General features: G+C 60.7%; 19 protein-coding genes and 1 pseudogene. 13 read left to right on the top strand and 7 right to left on the bottom strand.

All coding sequences use genetic code 11. The annotated features are described in order from the left end of the window. Nucleotide 1: 1 nt before the first annotated feature. Nucleotides 2–775 (bottom strand): transporter substrate-binding domain-containing protein, encoded by a 774-nt coding sequence (locus K3762_RS09890; protein WP_067626317.1) that lies wholly within the window; start codon nucleotides 773–775, stop codon nucleotides 2–4. Between the two features lie 30 nt (nucleotides 776–805). Then, the gene (locus tag K3762_RS09885) at nucleotides 806–1,639 is read right to left on the bottom strand and encodes an ABC transporter ATP-binding protein (protein ID WP_132443358.1); all 834 of its coding nucleotides are present in this window, start codon (nucleotides 1,637–1,639) and stop codon (nucleotides 806–808) included. A gap of 86 nt (nucleotides 1,640–1,725) precedes the next feature. Between K3762_RS09885 and K3762_RS09880 the strand changes: the two genes are divergently transcribed. The 6 genes from K3762_RS09880 (at nucleotide 1,726) to K3762_RS09855 (ending at nucleotide 8,120) form a co-directional block, all read left to right on the top strand. After that, nucleotides 1,726–2,373: a TetR/AcrR family transcriptional regulator gene (locus K3762_RS09880; RefSeq protein ID WP_132443359.1), complete on the top strand. Its 648-nt coding sequence runs from the start codon at nucleotides 1,726–1,728 to the stop codon at nucleotides 2,371–2,373. Beyond that, entirely contained in the window at nucleotides 2,370–3,557 is a 1,188-nt protein-coding gene (locus K3762_RS09875) for a pyridoxal phosphate-dependent aminotransferase (protein WP_120351120.1), read from the top strand. Before K3762_RS09880 ends, K3762_RS09875 begins: the two co-directional genes overlap by 4 nt. Next, complete coding sequence (locus tag K3762_RS09870) at nucleotides 3,554–5,167, top strand: 5-guanidino-2-oxopentanoate decarboxylase (protein WP_132443360.1); 1,614 nt, start codon at nucleotides 3,554–3,556, stop codon at nucleotides 5,165–5,167. Before K3762_RS09875 ends, K3762_RS09870 begins: the two co-directional genes overlap by 4 nt. After that, entirely contained in the window at nucleotides 5,164–5,946 is a 783-nt protein-coding gene (locus K3762_RS09865; protein ID WP_132443361.1) for a dimethylarginine dimethylaminohydrolase family protein, read from the top strand. Before K3762_RS09870 ends, K3762_RS09865 begins: the two co-directional genes overlap by 4 nt. Before the next feature lie 319 nt (nucleotides 5,947–6,265). Then, entirely contained in the window at nucleotides 6,266–7,261 is a 996-nt protein-coding gene (locus K3762_RS09860; protein WP_132443362.1) for a zinc-binding alcohol dehydrogenase family protein, read from the top strand. 64 nt (nucleotides 7,262–7,325) lie between these two features. Then, nucleotides 7,326–8,120: an SDR family NAD(P)-dependent oxidoreductase gene (locus tag K3762_RS09855; protein WP_132443363.1), complete on the top strand. Its 795-nt coding sequence runs from the start codon at nucleotides 7,326–7,328 to the stop codon at nucleotides 8,118–8,120. Between the two features lie 135 nt (nucleotides 8,121–8,255). Here K3762_RS09855 and K3762_RS09850 read toward each other — a convergent pair whose 3' ends face one another. The 3 genes from K3762_RS09850 to K3762_RS09840 are packed head-to-tail and all read right to left on the bottom strand — an operon-like array spanning nucleotide 8,256 to nucleotide 10,602. Next, a complete protein-coding gene (locus K3762_RS09850; protein WP_120351115.1) occupies nucleotides 8,256–9,335 on the bottom strand; it encodes a methyltetrahydrofolate cobalamin methyltransferase in 1,080 nt (359 codons plus the stop codon). Between the two features lie 10 nt (nucleotides 9,336–9,345). After that, nucleotides 9,346–10,275 (bottom strand): methylenetetrahydrofolate reductase, encoded by a 930-nt coding sequence (locus tag K3762_RS09845; RefSeq protein ID WP_260009207.1) that lies wholly within the window; start codon nucleotides 10,273–10,275, stop codon nucleotides 9,346–9,348. 30 nt (nucleotides 10,276–10,305) lie between these two features. Further along, nucleotides 10,306–10,602, bottom strand: a complete 297-nt coding sequence (locus K3762_RS09840; RefSeq protein ID WP_067625152.1) for a virulence factor — start codon at nucleotides 10,600–10,602, stop codon at nucleotides 10,306–10,308. A 297-nt stretch (nucleotides 10,603–10,899) separates the two neighbouring features. On the opposite strand from K3762_RS09840, the gene K3762_RS09835 reads away from it, so the two are divergent. From K3762_RS09835 to K3762_RS09825, 3 genes are all read left to right on the top strand, one after another. After that, entirely contained in the window at nucleotides 10,900–12,018 is a 1,119-nt protein-coding gene (locus tag K3762_RS09835; protein ID WP_067266266.1) for a Ppx/GppA phosphatase family protein, read from the top strand. Beyond that, complete coding sequence (locus tag K3762_RS09830; RefSeq protein WP_067627424.1) at nucleotides 12,018–12,743, top strand: RlmE family RNA methyltransferase; 726 nt, start codon at nucleotides 12,018–12,020, stop codon at nucleotides 12,741–12,743. The genes K3762_RS09835 and K3762_RS09830 overlap by 1 nt, the downstream gene beginning before the upstream one ends. A gap of 94 nt (nucleotides 12,744–12,837) precedes the next feature. Then, nucleotides 12,838–13,395 carry a hypothetical protein gene (locus K3762_RS09825; protein WP_132443366.1) on the top strand — a complete coding sequence of 186 codons (558 nt, stop codon included), beginning with the start codon at nucleotides 12,838–12,840 and terminating at the stop codon, nucleotides 13,393–13,395. A gap of 125 nt (nucleotides 13,396–13,520) precedes the next feature. Here the strand turns inward: K3762_RS09825 and K3762_RS09820 are convergent. Beyond that, nucleotides 13,521–13,739 (bottom strand): annotated as a pseudogene (locus K3762_RS09820) (hypothetical protein); the annotation flags it as partial. Further along, nucleotides 13,740–14,657 carry an MBL fold metallo-hydrolase gene (locus K3762_RS09815; RefSeq protein ID WP_132443367.1) on the bottom strand — a complete coding sequence of 306 codons (918 nt, stop codon included), beginning with the start codon at nucleotides 14,655–14,657 and terminating at the stop codon, nucleotides 13,740–13,742. It abuts the pseudogene before it with no gap. A 192-nt stretch (nucleotides 14,658–14,849) separates the two neighbouring features. Here K3762_RS09815 and K3762_RS09810 point away from each other — a divergent pair, with 192 nt between their 5' ends. From K3762_RS09810 to K3762_RS09795, 4 genes are all read left to right on the top strand, one after another. Then, nucleotides 14,850–15,911 (top strand): methionine ABC transporter ATP-binding protein, encoded by a 1,062-nt coding sequence (locus K3762_RS09810; protein WP_260009202.1) that lies wholly within the window; start codon nucleotides 14,850–14,852, stop codon nucleotides 15,909–15,911. Beyond that, a complete protein-coding gene (locus K3762_RS09805) occupies nucleotides 15,901–16,575 on the top strand; it encodes a methionine ABC transporter permease (protein WP_067629388.1) in 675 nt (224 codons plus the stop codon). Before K3762_RS09810 ends, K3762_RS09805 begins: the two co-directional genes overlap by 11 nt. A gap of 41 nt (nucleotides 16,576–16,616) precedes the next feature. Continuing rightward, nucleotides 16,617–17,393: a MetQ/NlpA family ABC transporter substrate-binding protein gene (locus K3762_RS09800; RefSeq protein ID WP_132443368.1), complete on the top strand. Its 777-nt coding sequence runs from the start codon at nucleotides 16,617–16,619 to the stop codon at nucleotides 17,391–17,393. 428 nt (nucleotides 17,394–17,821) lie between these two features. Then, nucleotides 17,822–18,814, top strand: a complete 993-nt coding sequence (locus K3762_RS09795) for an ABC transporter substrate-binding protein (RefSeq protein ID WP_067629393.1) — start codon at nucleotides 17,822–17,824, stop codon at nucleotides 18,812–18,814. Nucleotides 18,815–18,873: the final 59 nt, after the last annotated feature.

Genomic DNA, 18,873 nt, shown 5'->3' with positions numbered 1-18,873 from the left:
CTTACTCTGCGTAGATGCTGGTATCGAAATAGCGCCCGGTGATCTCTTCGTGGGTGCCATCTTCGAGTATCTGCGCGATGCCTTTGTTCAGGCTTTCCCGCAGCGCGTCATCGCCCTTGCGCACGCCAGCGCCGACACCTTGGCCCAAGATGGCCTCGTCATTCTCCACCGATCCCTTGATCTCGCAGCAGGTGCCGATGTCGGAGTTAACGAAATCCGCCATGGCGATGCTGTCCGCCTGTGTGGCATCAATCCGACCCGAGACCAGATCCTGATTGGCTTCGTCCTGCGTCTGATAGACCCGGATCTCTGCCGCATCGCCGAAATATTCATTGGCATAGGCTTGGTGGATGGTTGAGGCTTGAATGCCGATGATCTTACCGGACAGCGACTCGGCCGTAGGTTCGATGTCCATCGACTTATCCGCCACGATCACCGCGGGCGTGTTGTAGTAGGGATCAGAGAAATCGATCGTTTTTTGACGCTCTTCGGTGATCGACATGGAGGCCATGATCGCATCGACCTGCTGGCCCGTCAGCGAGGGGATGATGCCGTCCCAAGCCACGGGGGTGATCACACAGTCCAACTCGGCCGCTTTGCAGACCGCGTCGATGATCTCAACTTCCCAGCCTTCCCATTCACCGGAGGCATTGAGAGAGGCGAAGGGCGGGTAGGGTTCGGCTGCGATGCCGATTTTGACCTCTTCGGCGGCCACGGCACCGGCGCTCAGCACTGCTGTCGCGATCGCACTCGTCATGAGTTTCTTAAATGTCATTGGTAGTCTCCCTGTTTTTTTCTTGGTGGTTTAGCCGACTGTCTGCAAAAACTGCCGCAGCCGGGCGGATTGAGGGTTGCCGAAAAGCTCTTCCGGCGGGCCTTGTTCTTCGATGCGCCCCTCAAAAAGGTAGACGACATGCGTCGCCACCTCGCGCGCGAATTTCATCTCATGGGTGACAAGTAGCATGGTGCGCCCTTCGGCGGCCAAATCGCGGATAACCGTGAGCACCTCACCCACCAACTCGGGGTCAAGCGCGCTGGTGGGTTCGTCAAACAGCATCACGCTGGGTTCCACCGCAAGGGCGCGGGCAATTGCCGCGCGTTGCTGCTGGCCGCCCGATAGAAAAGCAGGGAAGGTATCAGCCTTATCGCCCAGTCCGACCCGCTCTAGCAGCACGCGTGCGCGTTTGATGGCCTCGTCCCGCGGCACTTTGAGGACATGGACCGGCACCTCGATGATGTTTTCCAGCAGGGTGCGGTGGGTCCAGAGGTTGAAAGCCTGAAACACCATGCCAAGGCGGGTTCGGATGCGCTCGATCTGGCGGCGGTCAACGGGGGAGCCGTCTTGGCGCATCTTGATCTCTTCACCGTTGACGATGATCTGACCCGCACTTGGGGTTTCGAGGAAATTGATGCAGCGCAGGCAGGTAGATTTGCCCGACCCGCTGCCGCCGATGATGGCGACAACATCGCCCTTTTGCGCGGTCAGTGAGACACCTTTGAGAACCTCCAACGCGCCAAAGGATTTGTGCAGGTCGGTAATTCTGATCGCCTCGTTCTCCGCCGCGCTATCGGCACTGGCGTCTTCGGCTGCTTGTGTGGCTCTGATCGGCTCTCTTTGCAAAGCGTCCGCGCCCCTCATTTGATGTGTCCCAAATTTCTGTCTTGTAGTAAGGCCCGTATTTCGTAATCATGCAAGTGTATAATTAGGAGGTTCGGAAATCGCCTGTGTCGGAGAGCACGCCTAAATTCAAACGTGAGCCAGCGGAGCACCGCAGGGAGGCCCTGATAAAGGCCACCCTCTCGCTGATCGCCGAAAAGGGTGTTCAGGCCGCGACGGTCCGGGCAATCGCGGCCCGTGCTGACGTGTCACAGGGTATGATCAGGCACCACTTTTCGTCGAAAGAAGACCTGATTACCGCGGCCTATGAGCATCACATGGACCGGCTCACCGACCTGACATCGGCTTTCGCGGGGGGCGACTGTAGCGCGCCGGTGGCACGATTGTCGGCCTTTGTCGTCGGTAGTCTGACACCGCCGGTTGTCGACGCGGGGTCGGTCAGCCTTTGGGCGGGGTTTCTGACCAAGGTCCATGACGACGCGCAGATGCGCGAAAGTCACAAGCGGACCTATTACAATTTCCGCAACCGCCTTGAGGCGCTGATCGCAGCCGTATTGAACGAGGCGGGTCAGCCCCGCACAGCACAAGAGCTGCGCCATTTGGCCATCGCCTGCAACGCCGTGATCGATGGATTGTGGATGGAAGGCGGTGTTCTACCGAGCGCTTTCGCGCCGGATGAGCTTTCAGAAATCGGAATTCGCTCCGTCGGAGCACTCCTCGGGATAGACCTCACAAAAGCAGGGCAACAGACATGAGAACGACAGATATCACCCGACGGCTGGCAGGTCTTGGCGGCGCGAAATGGGAAGTGCATCTAAAGGCCCGCGAGCTTGCCGCACAGGGCCGTGATATTATTGAGCTGACCATCGGCGAGCCGGACGTGCCGACACCCGACGCGCTTATGGATGTGGCGGCCGATGCAATGCGCCGGGGCCGCACTGGCTATTCTGACGGTCGGGGTGAGACAGGTCTGCGCGCTGCATTGGCCGAACGATATTCGCACCGCGCGGGCCGTCGCATCACGCCGGACCAAGCCATGTGTTTTCCCGGCACGCAGACGGCGCTTTATGCCGTGCTGTTGGGCGTGGCCGAGGCGGGGCAGCAGGTTCTGGTCGGCGATCCGATGTATGCCACTTACGAAGGGGTTATCCGCTCCAGCGGTGCCGAGATGGTGCCCGTCCCGCTGCGCCCGGAAAACGGCTTTCGCCTTCATGCGGATGACCTCGCCGCAAGGATCACCCCGCAGACCACGGCAATCTTGCTGACCACGCCGCATAATCCCACCGGCGCGGTCCTGACCCGCGCGGAGATAGACGCGCTTGGTGAACTGGCCATTGCCCATGATCTGTGGATTATCTCTGATGAAGTGTACGAAGAACTGATCTTTGACCCCTCTGAATTCTGCTCGCCGCTGTGGCGTCCGCAACTGGCTGACCGCACCATCGTCGTCTCATCGATCTCAAAATCCCACGCCGCACCGGGCTTTCGCAGCGGTTGGTGTATCGGCCCCGAAGCCTTTACCGAGGCTCTCTTGCCGCTGTCGGAGACCATGCTTTTCGGCAACCAGCCCTTTATCGCTGACATGACCGAAAAAGCGGTGCGCGAGGGGTCGCCCGTGGCTGAAGGGATGAAACAACGCTTTGCCGCCCGCGCCGAGCGTTTGCACCGCCGTCTGTCGCAAGAAAGCCCGTTGAAGGTGCACCAACCGGATGCGGGCATGTTTGCAATGATCGATGTGTCCGCCACCGGTATGAGCGGCACCGACTATGCCATGCACCTGCTTGAGCAGGCTGGCGTGGCGGTCATGCCCGGTGCGTCCTTTGGGGAAACGCTCGATGCTTGGGTGCGTGTGGCGCTGACGACCGGCGACGCGGCCTTTGATGCGGCCTGTGACCGGATCATCCAGCACGCGGCGCAACTGCAACTGGAAACGGCATGACCAGCCTCGGCGAAGCGCTGGTCGCCCAGCTTTCACAGCGCGGTGTCGACTGTGTCTTTGGCATCCCCGGGGTGCACACGATCGAGCTTTACCGGGGCTTGGCGGCCTCGGGTATCCGCCATGTGACGCCTCGGCACGAACAGGGCGCGGGCTTCATGGCGGATGGCTATGCACGGGTCTCCGGCAAACCCGGTGTTGCCTTTGTCATCACGGGACCGGGGCTGACCAACACGCTGACCGCAATGGGGCAAGCGCGCGCGGATTCCGTGCCGATGCTGGTGATCTCTGGCGTCAACACGCTGCCCAGCCTTGGCAAGGGCAGGGGGCATCTGCACGAGCTACCGGATCAACGGGCGATGGCACGGACCGTCGCGCTGATCTCCGAGCGGGTTGAGACCGCCGATGAATTGGCCCCCATGCTCGACCGGGTCTTTGAGCCGTTCCAGTCCGGCCGACCGGGCCCCACACATCTTGAGATACCGCTGGACGTGGCCGGCGCGCCCTATACCGCCGAAGCGCCCTCTAGTTCCGCCACCTCTGTGACACCTCCGTCTGCCGAGCAAATCTCAAAAGCCGCTGCGATACTGGCGCAGAGCAAGGCGCCCCTGATCCTTGCCGGTGGAGGGGCTAGAAAAGCCGGGAATGCCCTGCAAATCCTCGCCGAAAAGCTAGGCGCGCCGGTGGTGCAAACGGTGAATGCCCGCGGCGTAATGTTCGAGCATCCTTTGGGCGTTCCGGCCAGCCCCAGCCTGCAAGCCGTGCGGGCACTGATCGCGCAGTCGGACGTGGTGCTGGCCTTGGGCACCGAATTGGGCCCGACCGATTATGATATGTACGCCTCCGGCACCATGCCCGAGTTCCAAAGGCTCATCCGCGTCGATATTTGCGCTGAGCAGCTTTCCCGCCATGCCGCTGAACTGTCGATCCACGGCGATGCGGCTTCCGCAATTGACGCGCTGAATACCGCGGTCGACGGGGATGCCGCGCCAGACGGGGCAGCGCGGGCGGCCAAGGCCCGCCGCGAGGCGTTTGAAGAGATCGGCCCGGAGATGCGTGCGGCTTGCGACACCCTCGCTGAACTGCGCGGAGCCGTTCCGGGGGCGATCATCGTCGGCGATTCCGCCCAACCAATCTATGCGGGCAACCTTTATTACGATCATGACCGCCCCGGCGGCTGGTTCAACGCCGCCACCGGCTTTGGCGCGCTTGGCTATGGCATCCCCGCTGCAATCGGGGCGGCGCTCGCGGCACCCGACACGCCGGTGATCTGCATCGCTGGCGATGGCGGTGCGCAGTTCAGCCTGCCGGAACTGATGTGCGCGGTGCAAGAAAACCTGCCGATTTGCTTCATCATCTGGAACAACCACGGTTATCAGGAAATCGCCACCTCCATGCAGGACGCGGGGGTGAGCGTCGTCGGATGTGACCCGGCCCCGCCGGACTTTGCCGCCGTCGCACAATCCTGCGGCTTGCCCTTCTGGCGTTGCAATACGCAAGCCGGCGCCGTTGCAGATGCGCTGCGCGCGGCCACCGCGATTGGTGGGCCGACGCTTATTGAGATTCAGGCCCAGCCATCCCCCCGCGCCAGCAAACAAGAGAGTATGACATGACAGACCCCACCTATGAATTCACCCGCGCCGTCACCCGCCGCCCCGCCGCCAGCATCGTCGACGGTCTGCGCGCCGAGGACATCGGCACCCCCGATCTTGCGCAGATGGAAAAGGCCCATGCGCATTACGTTGCCACATTGAAAGAAACCGGCGCCGAGGTGATCGAACTGCCCGCGCTGGACGCCTTTCCCGATTCCGTCTTTGTCGAAGATACCGCGCTTTGTTTGCCAAAGGGCGCCGTTCTGATGCGCCCCGGCGCACCGAGCCGCATGGGAGAGGTGGCCGAAATGGCGCCGACCTTGAGTACCCTTTACAGTGACCTGCGCCAGATCGAAGGCCCCGGCCATATCGAAGGAGGCGACATTCTGGTCACCGGGCGCGAGATCTTGGTGGGCAGATCAGACCGCACCGATGCCGAAGGCGTGGCCGAGCTCACGCGGATCGTCTCGGACTGGGGCCATAGCCTCCGCGAGGTCTTTACGCCGCCCGGCGTGCTGCATTTCAAGACCGATTGCTCACTGCTCGACGGGGACACCATCCTCAGCACCAAACGGCTCGACGCTTCGGGCTGTTTCGAAGGCTACCGCGTGTTGCACACCGCCGAGGGCGAAGAGGCCGCCGCCAATAGCATCCGGTTTAACCAATATGTGCTCTGTCCTGCGGGCTTCCCCCGCACCGCGGAAATGTTGACGAAAGCAGGCTTTGAAGTGGTCGAGATCAGTAATGCGGAATGCGCCAAACTGGACGGCGGCATGTCATGCCTGTCGCTAAGGTTCTGATACTGAGGGTCGCTTGGAAGGTTTGATCCCCTTGCGTCAGTGCAGCGTTCTGCGGTGACGAATACCTTCGTGTAGAGGGGGCGAAGGTCAAACCGCCTCCGCCATATCTCTCAGCGATACGAGTTGATGCGGTTTGACCGTTCTGCAGTCGACAGCTTTTGACCTTGGGAGCCTGTGCGGAGTGCGCACCGCGCAGGCGCCTTGCGTCCCCATTATCCTGCGTTTCGATAAACTCAATCCGGTTTCGCCCCGGTTTATACAGTCCGGCGAACTGATACTTCCTGTCCAACAACGAAATTCGGAAAGAAGGACAATCGAAATGAAAGCCATCGGCTATAACACCACCGGCGCGGCAGAGGTTTTGGAGGCGTTGGAAATCGACCGACCCACGCCGGGGCCGGGCGATCTTTTGGTTGAGGTAAAGGGCATCTCTGTCAATCCGGTGGATGTGAAGCTGCGCGCGCTTTCCGCCCCCGATGGCGGCCCAAAGGTCTTGGGGTTCGACGCGGCGGGTGTGGTCGTCGACTTGGGCACAGAGGTTACGGATTTCGCCATCGGGGATGCGGTGTTCTATGCCGGGGATGTGACCCGTGCAGGCACCAACGCCACTTTTCACGCGGTTGATGCCCGGATCGTGGGGCGAAAGCCGGAAACGCTCGATTTCGTTGAGGCCGCCAGTCTGCCGCTGACCGCGATCACCGCATGGGAAATGTTGTTCGATGCTTTCCGGCTGACGGAAGGGGCCGGTGAGGGGCAGGCGCTTTTGGTGATTGGCGGGGCCGGGGGCGTGGGGTCGATCCTTATCCAATTGGCCAAGACGCTGACCGGATTGACCGTGATCGCCACCGCCTCGCGTCCGGAAACCCAAGACTGGGTGCGCAAGATGGGGGCGGATCATGTGGTGGATCACCGGGGTGATCTGGTGGCGCAGCTTGCCGATCTCAACCTCACCCCCAGCTATGTTGCCGCGCTGACGGCCACGGACATGCATTGGCCAGCCATTATCGAAGCCATTGCCCCGCGCGGCCAGATCGCATTGATCGACGACCCCGAGACGCTGGACATGAAAGCGGCGAAACCCAAAGCTTTGAGCGTGCATTGGGAGTTTATGTTCACAAGGTCGATGTTCCAGACCGAAGACATGACCGCGCAGCGCGACCTGTTGAACCGGGTCGCGCAGATGATCGACGCGGGCAGGTTGCAATCTACCCTGACCGAACATGCGGGCGTGATAAATGTAGAGAACCTTCGCGCCGCCCATCTGCGGCAAGAAAGCGGGCGGGTGATCGGCAAGCAGGTTTTGGGCGGTTGGTGATCGTCCGACCGACGCATCCCGCGCCATCGCAGAGACGCGCAGAGACCCCGATAAGGAGAAAGCCATGACCAAAACCATCCTCATTACCGGCGCGACTGACGGCATCGGTCTGCTGACGGCAAAGAAACTTAGCGGGCAGGGGCATACTATTCTGCTGCACGGGCGCAGCGCCGAAAAATTAAGCGCAGCGGCGGCAGAGGTGGGCGGCACCCCCCAGACCTACCGTGCAGATCTGTCGCAGTTGGATGAGGTCGCGGCATTGGCAGAGGCGCTGCGCATCGATCACAGCCAGATCGACGTGGTGATCAACAATGCAGGTGTCCTGAAACTGCCCGATCCGCGCACCGAAGCGGGGCTAGACGCGCGTTTTGTGGTCAACACATTAGCGCCCTATCTGCTGGTTCAACTCTTGCTGCCGGTACTGCCCAAAGCGGGCCGGGTGGTGAACCTTTCCTCTGCTGCGCAGGCACCGGTGGATGTGGCCGCTCTTCGGGGCAACGGCACCTTGGACGATATGGCGGCCTATGCGCAGAGCAAATTGGCGATCATAATCTGGACTCAGGAAATGGCCCGCGTGCATCAGGATGGCCCGCTCTTCATCGCGGTGAATCCCGGGTCGCTGTTGGCGTCCAAAATGGTGAAGGAAGGCTTTGGCGTGGCTGGAAATGACCTCAGCATCGGTGCCGACATCCTTTGCCGTGCCGCGCTTTCGGAAGACTTCTCAAAGGCTTCGGGAAAGTATTTCGACAATGATATGGGCGGCTTTAATGAACCGCATAGCGCCGCAGCGGACGCCGACCATGTCGCGGCGGTTATGGCCGCGATCCAAGAACTCGTGAGCCAGAACCGGGCCGACTAGATTTTGCAGGGGCCGTCGGGATGGCGCCCGATTTCCGCCGATTGACCTTTCTGAAAAAACGGCTCTGCGTGGAGGCCGACAACAAAAGGCCCCGTGCAGCGATGCTGGCGGGGCCTTTCATCGTTCCGAGCAGGCTCAGCGGCGGCGGCGACCGCCGGTGCGGCCCGCGCGGCCTCGGCCTTCTTGACCGGCCTTGGGGGCGACCTTGTTGAACTCGATCCATGCGCTGCCATGCGGGTCACGGTCAAAGAGGAAGTTGGCGGCGCGGATGGCCTCCATCTCCTTGCCCGGACGGGGCTTGGTCGATCCCAGATTGAAGAGCGTCACGAAGGTCTCGTCATCCATCTCTTCGGGCAGGATGATCCCCGCGGCCGCCATCTCGGCGCGCTTTTCGGCGATCTTGGTTGCGTTGAGCGGCACGGCCACCGGGTTCATGATCGCGCTTGTCATGCCAGCACCCATCGCCATCGGCAGGAAAGCATTGTTGATGCCGTGACGGTTGGGCAGTCCGAACGAGATATTTGACGCGCCGCAGGTGGTGTTCACGCCCAACTCTTCACGCAGGCGGCGCACAAGGGTAAAGACCTGATGACCCGCCGTTGCCATTGCGCCGATTGGCATGACCAGCGGATCGACCACGATATCATGCGCCGGGATGCCGAAATCTGCAGCGCGTTCGACGATCTTTTTCGCCACGGCAAAGCGCACGTCCGGGTCTTCGGAGATGCCGGTGTCATCGTTAGAGATCGCCACCACTGGCACATTGTATTTCTTAACCAACGGCAGCACGAGTTCGAGCCGTTCCTCCTCGCCGGTGACGGAGTTCAAGAGCGGGCGACCTTCGCAGGTTTCCAACCCCGCCTCCAGCGCGCCAGGCACAGAGCTGTCGATACAGATCGGCGCGTCGACGGCGTTTTGCACCACTCTGATCAGTTCCGGCATCAGCATCGGCTCGACGAAGTTGTTGTCGGCATAGCGGGGGTCTTCGGCCATTTTATTGGAGAAAACCGCGCCCGAGTTCACATCCAGGACCGTAGCTCCGGCGGCGACCTGTGCGATGGCGTCGGCCTCGACGCGGGAAAAATCGCCTTGCTCAAGCTCTTGGCTGAGGATCTTGCGGCCCGTGGGGTTGATCCGCTCTCCGATCACGCAAAACGGCTCGTCAAAGCCGATGACTGCGGTCTTAGTCTTGGATTCGATGACGGTTCTGGTCATGTAACTTCCTTTAGGCTGCGTCGGCGGGTACGCCAGAGGCGCCGCCGTTTTCTTGGACCCATGTGGCACTGGTCTTGATCCCGCCAAGCGGGAAAAGATGCACATGAGTGACGTTGAAGTCCGGATGCGCTGTTTTGTAAGCGGCCAATTCGCTGATCACATCTGTCGGCTCATATGGCAACAGCAGCTTGGTGACATCCATCGCGCGTTTTTGCAGCACCTTGAGCGAGGGGCCGACGCCGCAGGCAATGGCGAATTTGATCAGCGTCTGCAATTTGGCGGGCCCTGCGATGCCAATATGAATCGGCAGAGTGATGCCCGCAGCCTTGAGACTGTCGGCCCATTCGATAATCGGCTGCGCTTCAAAGGCGAATTGCGTGGCGATGGCCATTTCTGCATCGGTGCGGGTCTGAAAATCGTTCTTCCATTTCATCGCCGCATCCACATTCAGTCGGCCACCGTCTGCGTCAATGTCGCGGTTGCCTTCTGGGTGGCCCGCCACATGCAACCGGGTAAAACCGGCCTCATCAAACAAGCCCGTCTCCATCAGTTGCATGGAGTCGCTGAATTCCCCTACGGGAGTGGTAACACCGCCCGCCAAAAGCAGCGCTTGGCGCACGTTTGCTTCCCCTTGATAGCGGGCGATCCAATCGGCCAGTGTGGCGCGGTCCTTGATGATGCGCGCCGGAAAATGCGGCATGACGTTGAAGCCATCGGCGTTCAGCCGTGCGGCGGTGGCGACCATATCCTCGATCGGCGTGCCATCAATGTGAGCGATATAGACACGGGTGCCTTCCGGCAGCAGGGCGCGGAAATCTTCGACCTTCTCGGCGGTGCGGGGCATCACCTCAATCGAATAATCTTTCAACAGCGCCTCGACTTCGGCCACCGGCGCCTGCGGGGCCGGTGTTTCCTTTTTGCGGAAGTTCAAAAGTGCCATGAGCGTGTCCTTGATCATAGGGCTGGCAGGCTATGCCCAGCCGTCGTTGTCAATCAGTTGCTTAATCCGGTCGCGGTCGTATTCCGCGTCGATCCGGGCGGCTTCGGCGTCGGCGATGGCATCGGGATCGCCTTCAACCTCAAAGGGGTCCGCCTTGCGCCATTCCGCCAGATAAGCGTCGGAATCTCCGGCGCCGATCTTCATCGCCGCGCGGTCGATCGCCTGTTCAAAGCGTTCGGGCAGGGGGCGTTTCGACCCACGGCGGCCCTTGCCGACGATCACCTGAGCGGGGATATCGCGCCAGTAAACGATGGTGACTGCGGGCATGGGACGATTCCTCCGGTTTAAACCTGTCTAACGAGCGTCGCGGTCAGGACAGGGCCGTTTTTCGACGAAACACGACCCATCCGCGACTTGGGGCTCGTGATAGCGCATCGGGCGGGCCATCACGAGGGCCCTGCGCCCCCATTATTCTCAAGATGATTGTGAGGTGGTCCTGAGATGCCGAAGAGTTGGGGCATGGCGCAGGACGCCGCGGAAATTGGCCCAAGGCACTGCGACCACTTGCACCGGCCCGGCGCAGGGAATACCTTGGGGGCAACTCGATATGAAAGGCGCGTAACCATGGCGCCACAGCGTCCCAAAGGTGCGGGTGCGCTCGACAAAGACATCCCGGCTCTGAGCCCCGCGCCAGTTCCGCCCAGATCTAATGAGCTATATGCGGCCCTAGATCTGGGTACAAATAGCTGCCGCATGTTGATCGCCCAGCCTCGTGGCAGCGGTTTCCATGTGGTGGACAGTTTCTCAAAATCGGTACAATTGGGTGCCGGTTTGGAAAAAACCGGGCGTTTGTCGCGCGGATCGATGGCGCGCACCATCCAAGCATTGCGTATCTGTCAGCAGAAGTTGCGGCGCAATAAGGTGCAAAACATGCGGCTTGTGGCGACCGAAGCCTGTCGCCGCGCACAGAATGGCGCAGAGTTCATGCGCCGTATCCAGCGCGAGACGGGTCTCAAGCTCGATATCATCCGCCCCGAGGAAGAAGCCCAACTTGCCGTGATCTCTTGCGCGCCGCTGGTCAGCCGCAAGACGGAGAACCTGCTGGTGGTCGATATCGGCGGCGGCTCGACCGAGCTGGTCTGGATCGACATCTCCAAAGTCCCTCGGGCGGATCGCGCCCGGTCGATCATGCGGCTTCAGGGCGGCTTCTATCAGGCGAAATCTGATGTGCCTGCCGCACGGGTGGTGGATTGGATCAGCGTGCCTCTGGGCGTGGCGACGCTGCGCGACCAATTCTCTGACGTCGAAGACGACGCCGCGCGTTTCGCCCTGATGAGCTGGTTTTTCGAAGAGAACCTCACCGATTTCACACCCTATCAGACGATCCAGTCGCAAAAGCGGTTTCAGATCGTCGGCACCTCGGGCACCGTGACCACCGTGGCGGCAAGCCACTTGAACCTGAAACGCTATGACCGGACCAAGGTCGATGGCCTCAGCATGACCAGCGCGCAGATCGACAAGGTGATCCACTCTTATATCGCCATGGGGCCGGGCGGGCGGCGCGCCGATCCGCGGATCGGGCAAGATCGCGCCGCCCTGATCATGTCGGGCGCCGCGATCCTGCAAGCCTTGATGCGCTGCTGGCCGACCGACAGGCTGTCAGTTGCGGATCGCGGTCTGCGCGAAGGCCTGCTATATGCACAGATGAGCGCCGATGGCGTATTAGAAGAAGGGGTCTTTTGATGGCCAAGACACCGGACGGAAAGAACACCTCGGGGCGCGGTCAGCGTGACCTCAAGGTCAAGGTGAAATCCGCACGCGGGCGCAAGCTCAGTTCCACCCGCTGGTTGCAGCGGCAGTTGAACGATCCATATGTCAAACGCGCGCAGGCCGAAGGCTATCGCGGGCGGGCGGCATATAAGATTATGGAACTAGACGATAAATATCGTTTCCTTGTCCCCGGTGCACGGGTGGTGGACCTTGGCGCCGCGCCGGGCGGTTGGTGTCAGGTCGCGGTTAAACGCTGCAATGTGCTGGGCGAGAAGAAGGGCAAGACGCAGGGCACCATTCTGGGCGTCGACCTGCAAGAGATGGAGCCGATCGCGGGGTGCGAGCTGCACCAGCTCGACTTTATGGAAGACGACGCTGACCTCAAGGTAAAGGAATGGCTGGGCGGCAAGGCGGATGTGGTCATGTCCGACATGGCGGCGGCCTCTTCGGGGCACAAGCAGACCGACCACCTGCGCATTATTTCACTCTGCGAGGCGGCGGCCTATTTCGCTTTCGACGTCTTGGAAGAGGGCGGCACATTCGTGGCCAAGGTGCTGGCGGGGGGCGCCGAGGGCGAGTTGCAAAAACTGCTCAAGCGCCGTTTCACCAAGGTTGCCAATATCAAACCACCCGCAAGCCGACCGGATTCATCGGAGAAATTCGTTGTGGCAACGGGGTTTAAGGGCGAAGAGGTCTAAGCGGTGATCGCCGTTCATGAGGCGTAAACCAATCGAACGCTAGGGTGTAGCTCTCCCGCGGTCTTTACGCCGCCAACCTCATGAGGGCTCCCCGATGCTTCGACACCTGCCACTTGTATCGCTCATCTTCATCCTGTGTTCCGGGCTCAAGGTTACCGCGTCCGAAGTGCCTTGGGCGCTGAACGATTATATCGACCGGGATCTGCTGTCTTGGGTCAATGATGCCCGCATCGTTGACGCGATTGCGCAGCAGAACCAGCGACACCGAGAGATGAATGTCTTGGCCGCCGCGTCTGCCGCAGCGACCGCGCAGGCCACCCCGACGAGCCAAGCAACGGCCCCTGTCGCCGTAGCCTTCTTAGCGGCGCAGATTGCCCGCGCCAAAGGTCAGATTGCCGAAGTGGCGCTGCTTGACGCCTATGGGTTGACCGTCGTCACCAGCGGCACCGCATCGGTCTATTTCAAAGGCGGCAAGCCCAAGAACAGCAATCGTTTCACGCCACCATCGGGGATGTTCGTAATCGATCAAGTGGCCATCGATGAAGGCTCCAAAGCGCATCAAAGCCGTGTTTCGATGCCCATTACAGAACCATCCAACGGAGCGATCATCGGGGTAATCACGGTGGAGTTGGAAGCGGCTGCCTTTTTCTGATGCCACCCTATGCCTGGGCGTGATCCGCCCTCGGGTCCTTAGGGTAAGCGGGGCCGAACTGGTGCTTGCGAGCGCTTTGGCTAGGATTATCGAAACATGACAGTGAAGTCTGGGACTATTAAATACAGCAAAACAACCTCGTCGCCGGTGGCGATGAAGCTTAGATTGTTGTTATGGCTCGCGTTTTCATAGGTCTACGGGGCGGTCGCGCCGACGGCAGAGCGCGCGCCGGGGACGACCGCATAGGGATTGTCGTAGAGCGACGAGCCGAGGTATCTGTCCGCAATTTCTACCGGTCGTGGTGTTTTAGGCGAGCAGTTGGGCGGTGATGCAAAGGAACCGATTCATCGCGCGGCTCCGACGAAACGATAGCCCTCGCCACGGCGTTCAACCCGGCCCAGACCGCCCTGTGGCAGGTGAAAGCCCATCAGCCAGATCTGTTCGTCCGCCAGCCGGTCCAGCAACCGCTGGCGGGTTTCGGCACCGCGCTCGGGGTCTTGGTCCGATCCGCTGGCCCAGCCGGGCCGGGCAAAGGCGAGATGGTGATTGCCGATGGCATCGCCGCCGATCATCATCGCGTCACTACCGCTGCCCAGCAGGAACGACATATGCCCGGGCGTATGCCCGAAACTCGCCTGTGCCATGATGCCGGGCAGCACTTCATCGCCGTCGGAGAAATGGGCCACCCGGTCCGGGATCGCCGCCAACCGCCGCGCGGCTCCGACGGCAAAGGCGGCGCGGGCTGCGCCGATTGTGTCCACGGTCGCCGGATCGCGCCAATAGTCCCATTCGACCTGACCCATGTGGTAGCGCGCATTGGGAAAGACCAGATCGTCGAAATCGTCCAGCACGCCCCAAAGGTGATCCGGGTGGCCATGGGTAAAGACAACGTCGGTCACCGCCTCCGGGGCGACGCCCGCCGCGTCCAAACTCTCTGAAAGCGATCCGGCCGATGGCATAAAGGCGGGGCCAGCGCCCGCGTCGAAGAGGATCACCCGGTCGTCATTGCGCAAAAGCGTCAGGTTGCAGGGCGGCGCCAACTGGTCCTGAGGGAGATCAAAGGGCGCCAAAACCTGCGCCAGTTCCTCCTGCGGCAAACCTTCAAAGAAGAAACTCCGCGGGAGCAGCAGATTGCCGTCGCTCACACTGACAAACTCATACCCACCGATCTGGGTAGAGGTTAGGGCAAAGGCACGCAGCGGGCCATGGGCAAGGGCCGCCGCGCCCATCCCTGCCAGCACCGTCCGTCTATTGACCTTCATCTTATGCCCTCCCCGCATTCATTCCGATTCGTGAATATAATTATCCTCATCGGATGACGGCACAAGGGGCGAATGCCCCGGCAAGAGATAAGTGTGCAAAACAAGGCAGCTATGCATGATCGTGGCTTGCATCGGGGGCAGGGGTTCTATCTAGGGGACACCACTCGAAACCCACCCCGACCCGGACAGAAAATGATTGATATCACAACAGAAGGTGCCTCGATCGCCTTTGACAAGGTCGGCAAGGCCTTTACCAAAGCAGGCGGGGCGACCGTGAATGCACTTGAGGGGATATCCCTCGACGTGGCACCGGGCTCAATCACCGGGATCATCGGGCGTTCGGGGGCGGGCAAATCGACCTTGCTGCGCATGGTCAACGGGTTGGAGCGTCCGACCACCGGCAACGTGCTGGTCGGCGGTGAGGATGTCAGCACCGCCAAAGGCGGCAAGTTGCGCGCGATCCGACGTGACGTTGGCATGATTTTTCAACACTTTAACCTGCTGTCTTCACGTACCGTGGCGGGCAATATCGCGCTGCCGCTCGAAGTGGCCGGGATGCCGAGCGCGCAGATCAAACCGCGTGTGGCGGACCTTATCGACCGGGTCGGGCTAAGCGCGCAGGCGGGGCGCTACCCGGCAGAGCTTTCGGGCGGACAGAAGCAGCGTATCGGCATCGCGCGCGCCTTGGCCACCGGGCCGAAAGTGTTGCTCTCGGATGAGGCGACCTCAGCTCTGGACCCTGAGACCACCCAAACGGTTCTGTCGCTTTTGAAGGACATCAACCGCGATCTGGGGCTGACGATCCTGCTGATTACCCATGAGATGGCCGTGGTGCGCGACATCGCGAGCCATGTGGCGGTGATCGACGCAGGCCAGATCGTCGAACATGGGGCCACCTATGACATCTTCACCGCGCCGCAACACGCGACGACGCGGTCCTTCCTTTCGGGCGTGACCGGCGTCACCCTGCCTGCTTTCGTCAAAGAACGGCTGACCCAAACCGCCCCTGCAACGGGCGGCGAAGAGGTGATCCGCGTCACCTTTGCAGGCGCCCATGCCACCGATCCGATGTTGGCGCGGCTGACGCAGGATATGGGCATTCCGGTCAATATCCTTGCGGGCGCTGTCGAAGAGATCGGAACCCGGCCCTTCGGCAACCTGCTGGTGTCTCTGCCGGTGGCGCAGGCCGCCCAAGCGCGCGCCTTTTTGGAACAACACGGGCTTCTGACGGAGGTGCTGGGCTATGTCGGCTAATCTGATTAACCTTTTGATCGAAGCGACGGGGCAAACGCTCTATATGGTGGCGGTATCCGCGATTCTTGGCACGGTCTTTGGCCTGCCGCTGGGGCTGTTTCTCGCCACCTCGCAACGCGGAGAACTGCTGTCCGCGCCTTGGGTGAACAAGGTGCTCGGGCTGGTGGTGAACGCCACGCGCTCCGTTCCGTTTATCATTCTCGTTGTGGCGATCATTCCCTTTACCCGGATGGTGGCCGGCACCTCTATTGGCACCACGGCGGCCATTGTGCCGCTGACTATCGCGACGGTCCCCTTCATCGCGCGTCTGGTGGAAAACGCGATCCGTGAAGTCGATTCCGGGTTGATCGAAGCCGCCCGCGCGATGGGTGCGACCCCGCTGCAGATCATCCGCAAAGTGCTGCTGCCCGAAGCGCTCCCCGGCATCACGCTGGGCCTGACCTTGGCGATTGTCAGCCTGATTGGCTATTCCGCCATGGTCGGGGCCGTAGGGGGCGAAGGGCTGGGAGACCTTGGTATTCGATATGGATATCAACGGTTTATGCCTGACGTTATGGCAATCGTCGTGATCATTCTTATCGTCTTGGTACAGCTTGTGCAGTCCATCGGCGAGCGTATCGCCAGCGCCGTGGACAAACGGGCCACCAAAAGCGGCGGCCAATAGGCCGCGCCTTACACCCGCTCTCTCAATCTAAGGAGACTACTATGCTTCGTCTTACGACACTCACCTCCGTTCTGGCGCTGATGGCCATCGGTCTTGCCGCCGAGGAAATCAAAGTCGGCGTTTCCCCCGGCGAGCACGCCGAGATCATGGAAGAGGTCGCCCGTATCGCCGAGCCGATGGGCTTGGACATCGATGTGGTCGAATTCTCTGACTACGTGGTCCCGAACCAAGCGCTGGCCGATGGCGACATTCAGGCCAACTCGTTCCAGCACGTGCCCTATCTTGAAGCGCAGATGAAAGACCGCGGCTTTGAGTTGAGCGTCGTTGGCAACACCATCACGACCCCCATGGGTGTCTATTCGGACAAGATCACCGCGCTTGCCGATCTGGAAGAAGGGGCCACATTCGGCATCCCGAACGATCCCACAAACGGTGGCCGCGCGCTGCTGGTCCTGCAAGAACTGGGTCTGATCAAGGTGGATGAGGCCGCAGGTCTGGTGCCGACCGTGCTCGACATCACCGAGAACCCCAAGGACCTGTCCTTCAAAGAGCTTGATGCCGCCCAACTGCCGCGGTCGCTGGCCGATCTGGATGCGGCTTTGATCAATACCAACTACGCGATTGCCTCGGGTCTGAGCCCCAAGGAAGATTCCATCGCGATGGAAAGCGCCGAGAACCCATATGTGAACGTCATCGCCGTGCGCAAAGGCGACGAGGAAGCCGCATGGGTTGAGACACTGCTCAAGGCCTATCATTCCGATGAAATCAAAGCCTTCATCGATGAAAGCTATCAGGGCACTGTTATCACCTCCTGGTAAACGCGCGCTTTCAGAGCGTCACGACAGACTTGACCCGCCCCGCGCGGGTCAAGATCACCATCGCCCCAAAGGGGCTGCATTTCGGCAGGTTAAGACTCCCTCTCCAATTAGGTTGAGTCTGACGGTCGGCCAAAACAATTAAATTACTGTTTAGGAATACCGCGTAGCTCTCGCCTATCGTTGCGAGGGGCAAAAGTGCCCCCGGCTAAATTCTACGCAGACTTCTTAACATGAAAATTATGTTGCGTTGCGGCGTGAGAATTTTGTTGAAAAGTTCAATTCCACCCGTATCGTGAAATCACGAGGGGTTTTTTCACATGACCCGGGGCTTGCCCTTCCTGATGTCTGACAGGGGCCGATGGTCGCGAAACATGTGAACGGGACGTTCAATTAGAAGAAGCGACCATAACAGACCTAGGGAGAATATCATGAAGACCGTGAAACTGATGGGCACCGCCGCCAGCCTGCTTGTGATGGGTGTCACCCAATCTGCCGCGCAGGATTTGACCGTGGGGTATTTCCTCGAATGGCCGATGCCGTTCCAATATGCCAAGGCCGAGGGGATGTATGACGAAGCCCTTGGCACCAGTGTGAATTGGGTCAGCTTCGACTCCGGCACAGCCATGTCGGCGGCGATGGCGTCGGGCGATGTGCATATGTCGGTAAGCCAAGGCGTGCCGCCCTTCGTGGTGGCGACCTCGGCGGGGCAAGATATTCAGATTCTTGATGTCGCAGTCAGCTATTCCGAGAATGATAACTGCGTGATCCGGGAGGAGTTAGAGATCGATAAATCCTCCGTCGCGGAACTGGCAGGCAAGAAGGTCGCCGTGCCACTCGGCACCGCTGCGCACTACGGTTTTCTCAAACAAATGAGCCACTTCGGCGTCGATGTTGGGTCGCTTGATGTGGTCGACATGGCGCCGCCTGATGGCGCTGCAGCCATCGCGCAGGGTTCGGTCGATATGGCCTGCGGCTGGGGCGGCTCTCTGCGGCGGATGCTGGAGCATGGCAATATCCTTTTGACGGGCGCCGAGAAAGAAGAACTGGGCATTCTCGTTTTCGATGTGACCTCTGGCCCGGCGTCTTGGGTGGCTGAAAATTCCGATACGGTGTCTGCTTTCCTGAAAGTCACGGCAGAAGCGAATGCGATGTGGGCCGATGAGGCCAATCAAGCCAAGATGCTGCCCGTGATCGCCAAGGACGCCGGCATGGACGAAGACGCCACGATGGAAACGATCGCGACCTTCACCTTCCCCTCGCTTGAGGATCAGATGGGAGAGAAATGGCTCGGGGGTGGCGCGCAGGAGTTCATGAAAGGCGTCGCAGATGTCTTTGTCGAAGCGGGCGCGATCGACGCGGCGCTCGACAGCTACGACGACGCGGTCAACACCGGTCCGTTGCAGGCCGCAGGCGAGATGTAAGCCAAGACGGCTCAATACGGGGCCGCCCCCAATCTTTGCCCGGTTCGTTGTAGCCGAAG

It is taken from the genome of Sulfitobacter sp. W074 (assembly GCF_025142275.1).
Taxonomy (GTDB): Bacteria; Pseudomonadota; Alphaproteobacteria; order Rhodobacterales; family Rhodobacteraceae; genus Sulfitobacter; species Sulfitobacter profundi.
This window is presented reverse-complemented; position numbering and strand designations above follow the sequence as displayed.

Excerpts from the sequence above, each read along its gene's own strand:
- K3762_RS09890 (WP_067626317.1), bottom strand. The coding sequence starts at position 775 with ATGACATTTAAGAAACTCATGACGAGTGCGATCGCGACAGCAGTGCTG.
- K3762_RS09885 (WP_132443358.1), bottom strand. The coding sequence starts at position 1,639 with ATGAGGGGCGCGGACGCTTTGCAAAGAGAGCCGATCAGAGCCACACAA.
- K3762_RS09875 (WP_120351120.1), top strand. The coding sequence starts at position 2,370 with ATGAGAACGACAGATATCACCCGACGGCTGGCAGGTCTTGGCGGCGCG.
- K3762_RS09870 (WP_132443360.1), top strand. The coding sequence starts at position 3,554 with ATGACCAGCCTCGGCGAAGCGCTGGTCGCCCAGCTTTCACAGCGCGGT.
- K3762_RS09865 (WP_132443361.1), top strand. The coding sequence starts at position 5,164 with ATGACAGACCCCACCTATGAATTCACCCGCGCCGTCACCCGCCGCCCC.
- K3762_RS09860 (WP_132443362.1), top strand. The coding sequence starts at position 6,266 with ATGAAAGCCATCGGCTATAACACCACCGGCGCGGCAGAGGTTTTGGAG.
- K3762_RS09855 (WP_132443363.1), top strand. The coding sequence starts at position 7,326 with ATGACCAAAACCATCCTCATTACCGGCGCGACTGACGGCATCGGTCTG.
- K3762_RS09850 (WP_120351115.1), bottom strand. The coding sequence starts at position 9,335 with ATGACCAGAACCGTCATCGAATCCAAGACTAAGACCGCAGTCATCGGC.
- K3762_RS09845 (WP_260009207.1), bottom strand. The coding sequence starts at position 10,275 with ATGGCACTTTTGAACTTCCGCAAAAAGGAAACACCGGCCCCGCAGGCG.
- K3762_RS09840 (WP_067625152.1), bottom strand. The coding sequence starts at position 10,602 with ATGCCCGCAGTCACCATCGTTTACTGGCGCGATATCCCCGCTCAGGTG.
- K3762_RS09835 (WP_067266266.1), top strand. The coding sequence starts at position 10,900 with ATGGCGCCACAGCGTCCCAAAGGTGCGGGTGCGCTCGACAAAGACATC.
- K3762_RS09830 (WP_067627424.1), top strand. The coding sequence starts at position 12,018 with ATGGCCAAGACACCGGACGGAAAGAACACCTCGGGGCGCGGTCAGCGT.
- K3762_RS09825 (WP_132443366.1), top strand. The coding sequence starts at position 12,838 with ATGCTTCGACACCTGCCACTTGTATCGCTCATCTTCATCCTGTGTTCC.
- K3762_RS09815 (WP_132443367.1), bottom strand. The coding sequence starts at position 14,657 with ATGAAGGTCAATAGACGGACGGTGCTGGCAGGGATGGGCGCGGCGGCC.
- K3762_RS09810 (WP_260009202.1), top strand. The coding sequence starts at position 14,850 with ATGATTGATATCACAACAGAAGGTGCCTCGATCGCCTTTGACAAGGTC.
- K3762_RS09805 (WP_067629388.1), top strand. The coding sequence starts at position 15,901 with ATGTCGGCTAATCTGATTAACCTTTTGATCGAAGCGACGGGGCAAACG.
- K3762_RS09800 (WP_132443368.1), top strand. The coding sequence starts at position 16,617 with ATGCTTCGTCTTACGACACTCACCTCCGTTCTGGCGCTGATGGCCATC.
- K3762_RS09795 (WP_067629393.1), top strand. The coding sequence starts at position 17,822 with ATGAAGACCGTGAAACTGATGGGCACCGCCGCCAGCCTGCTTGTGATG.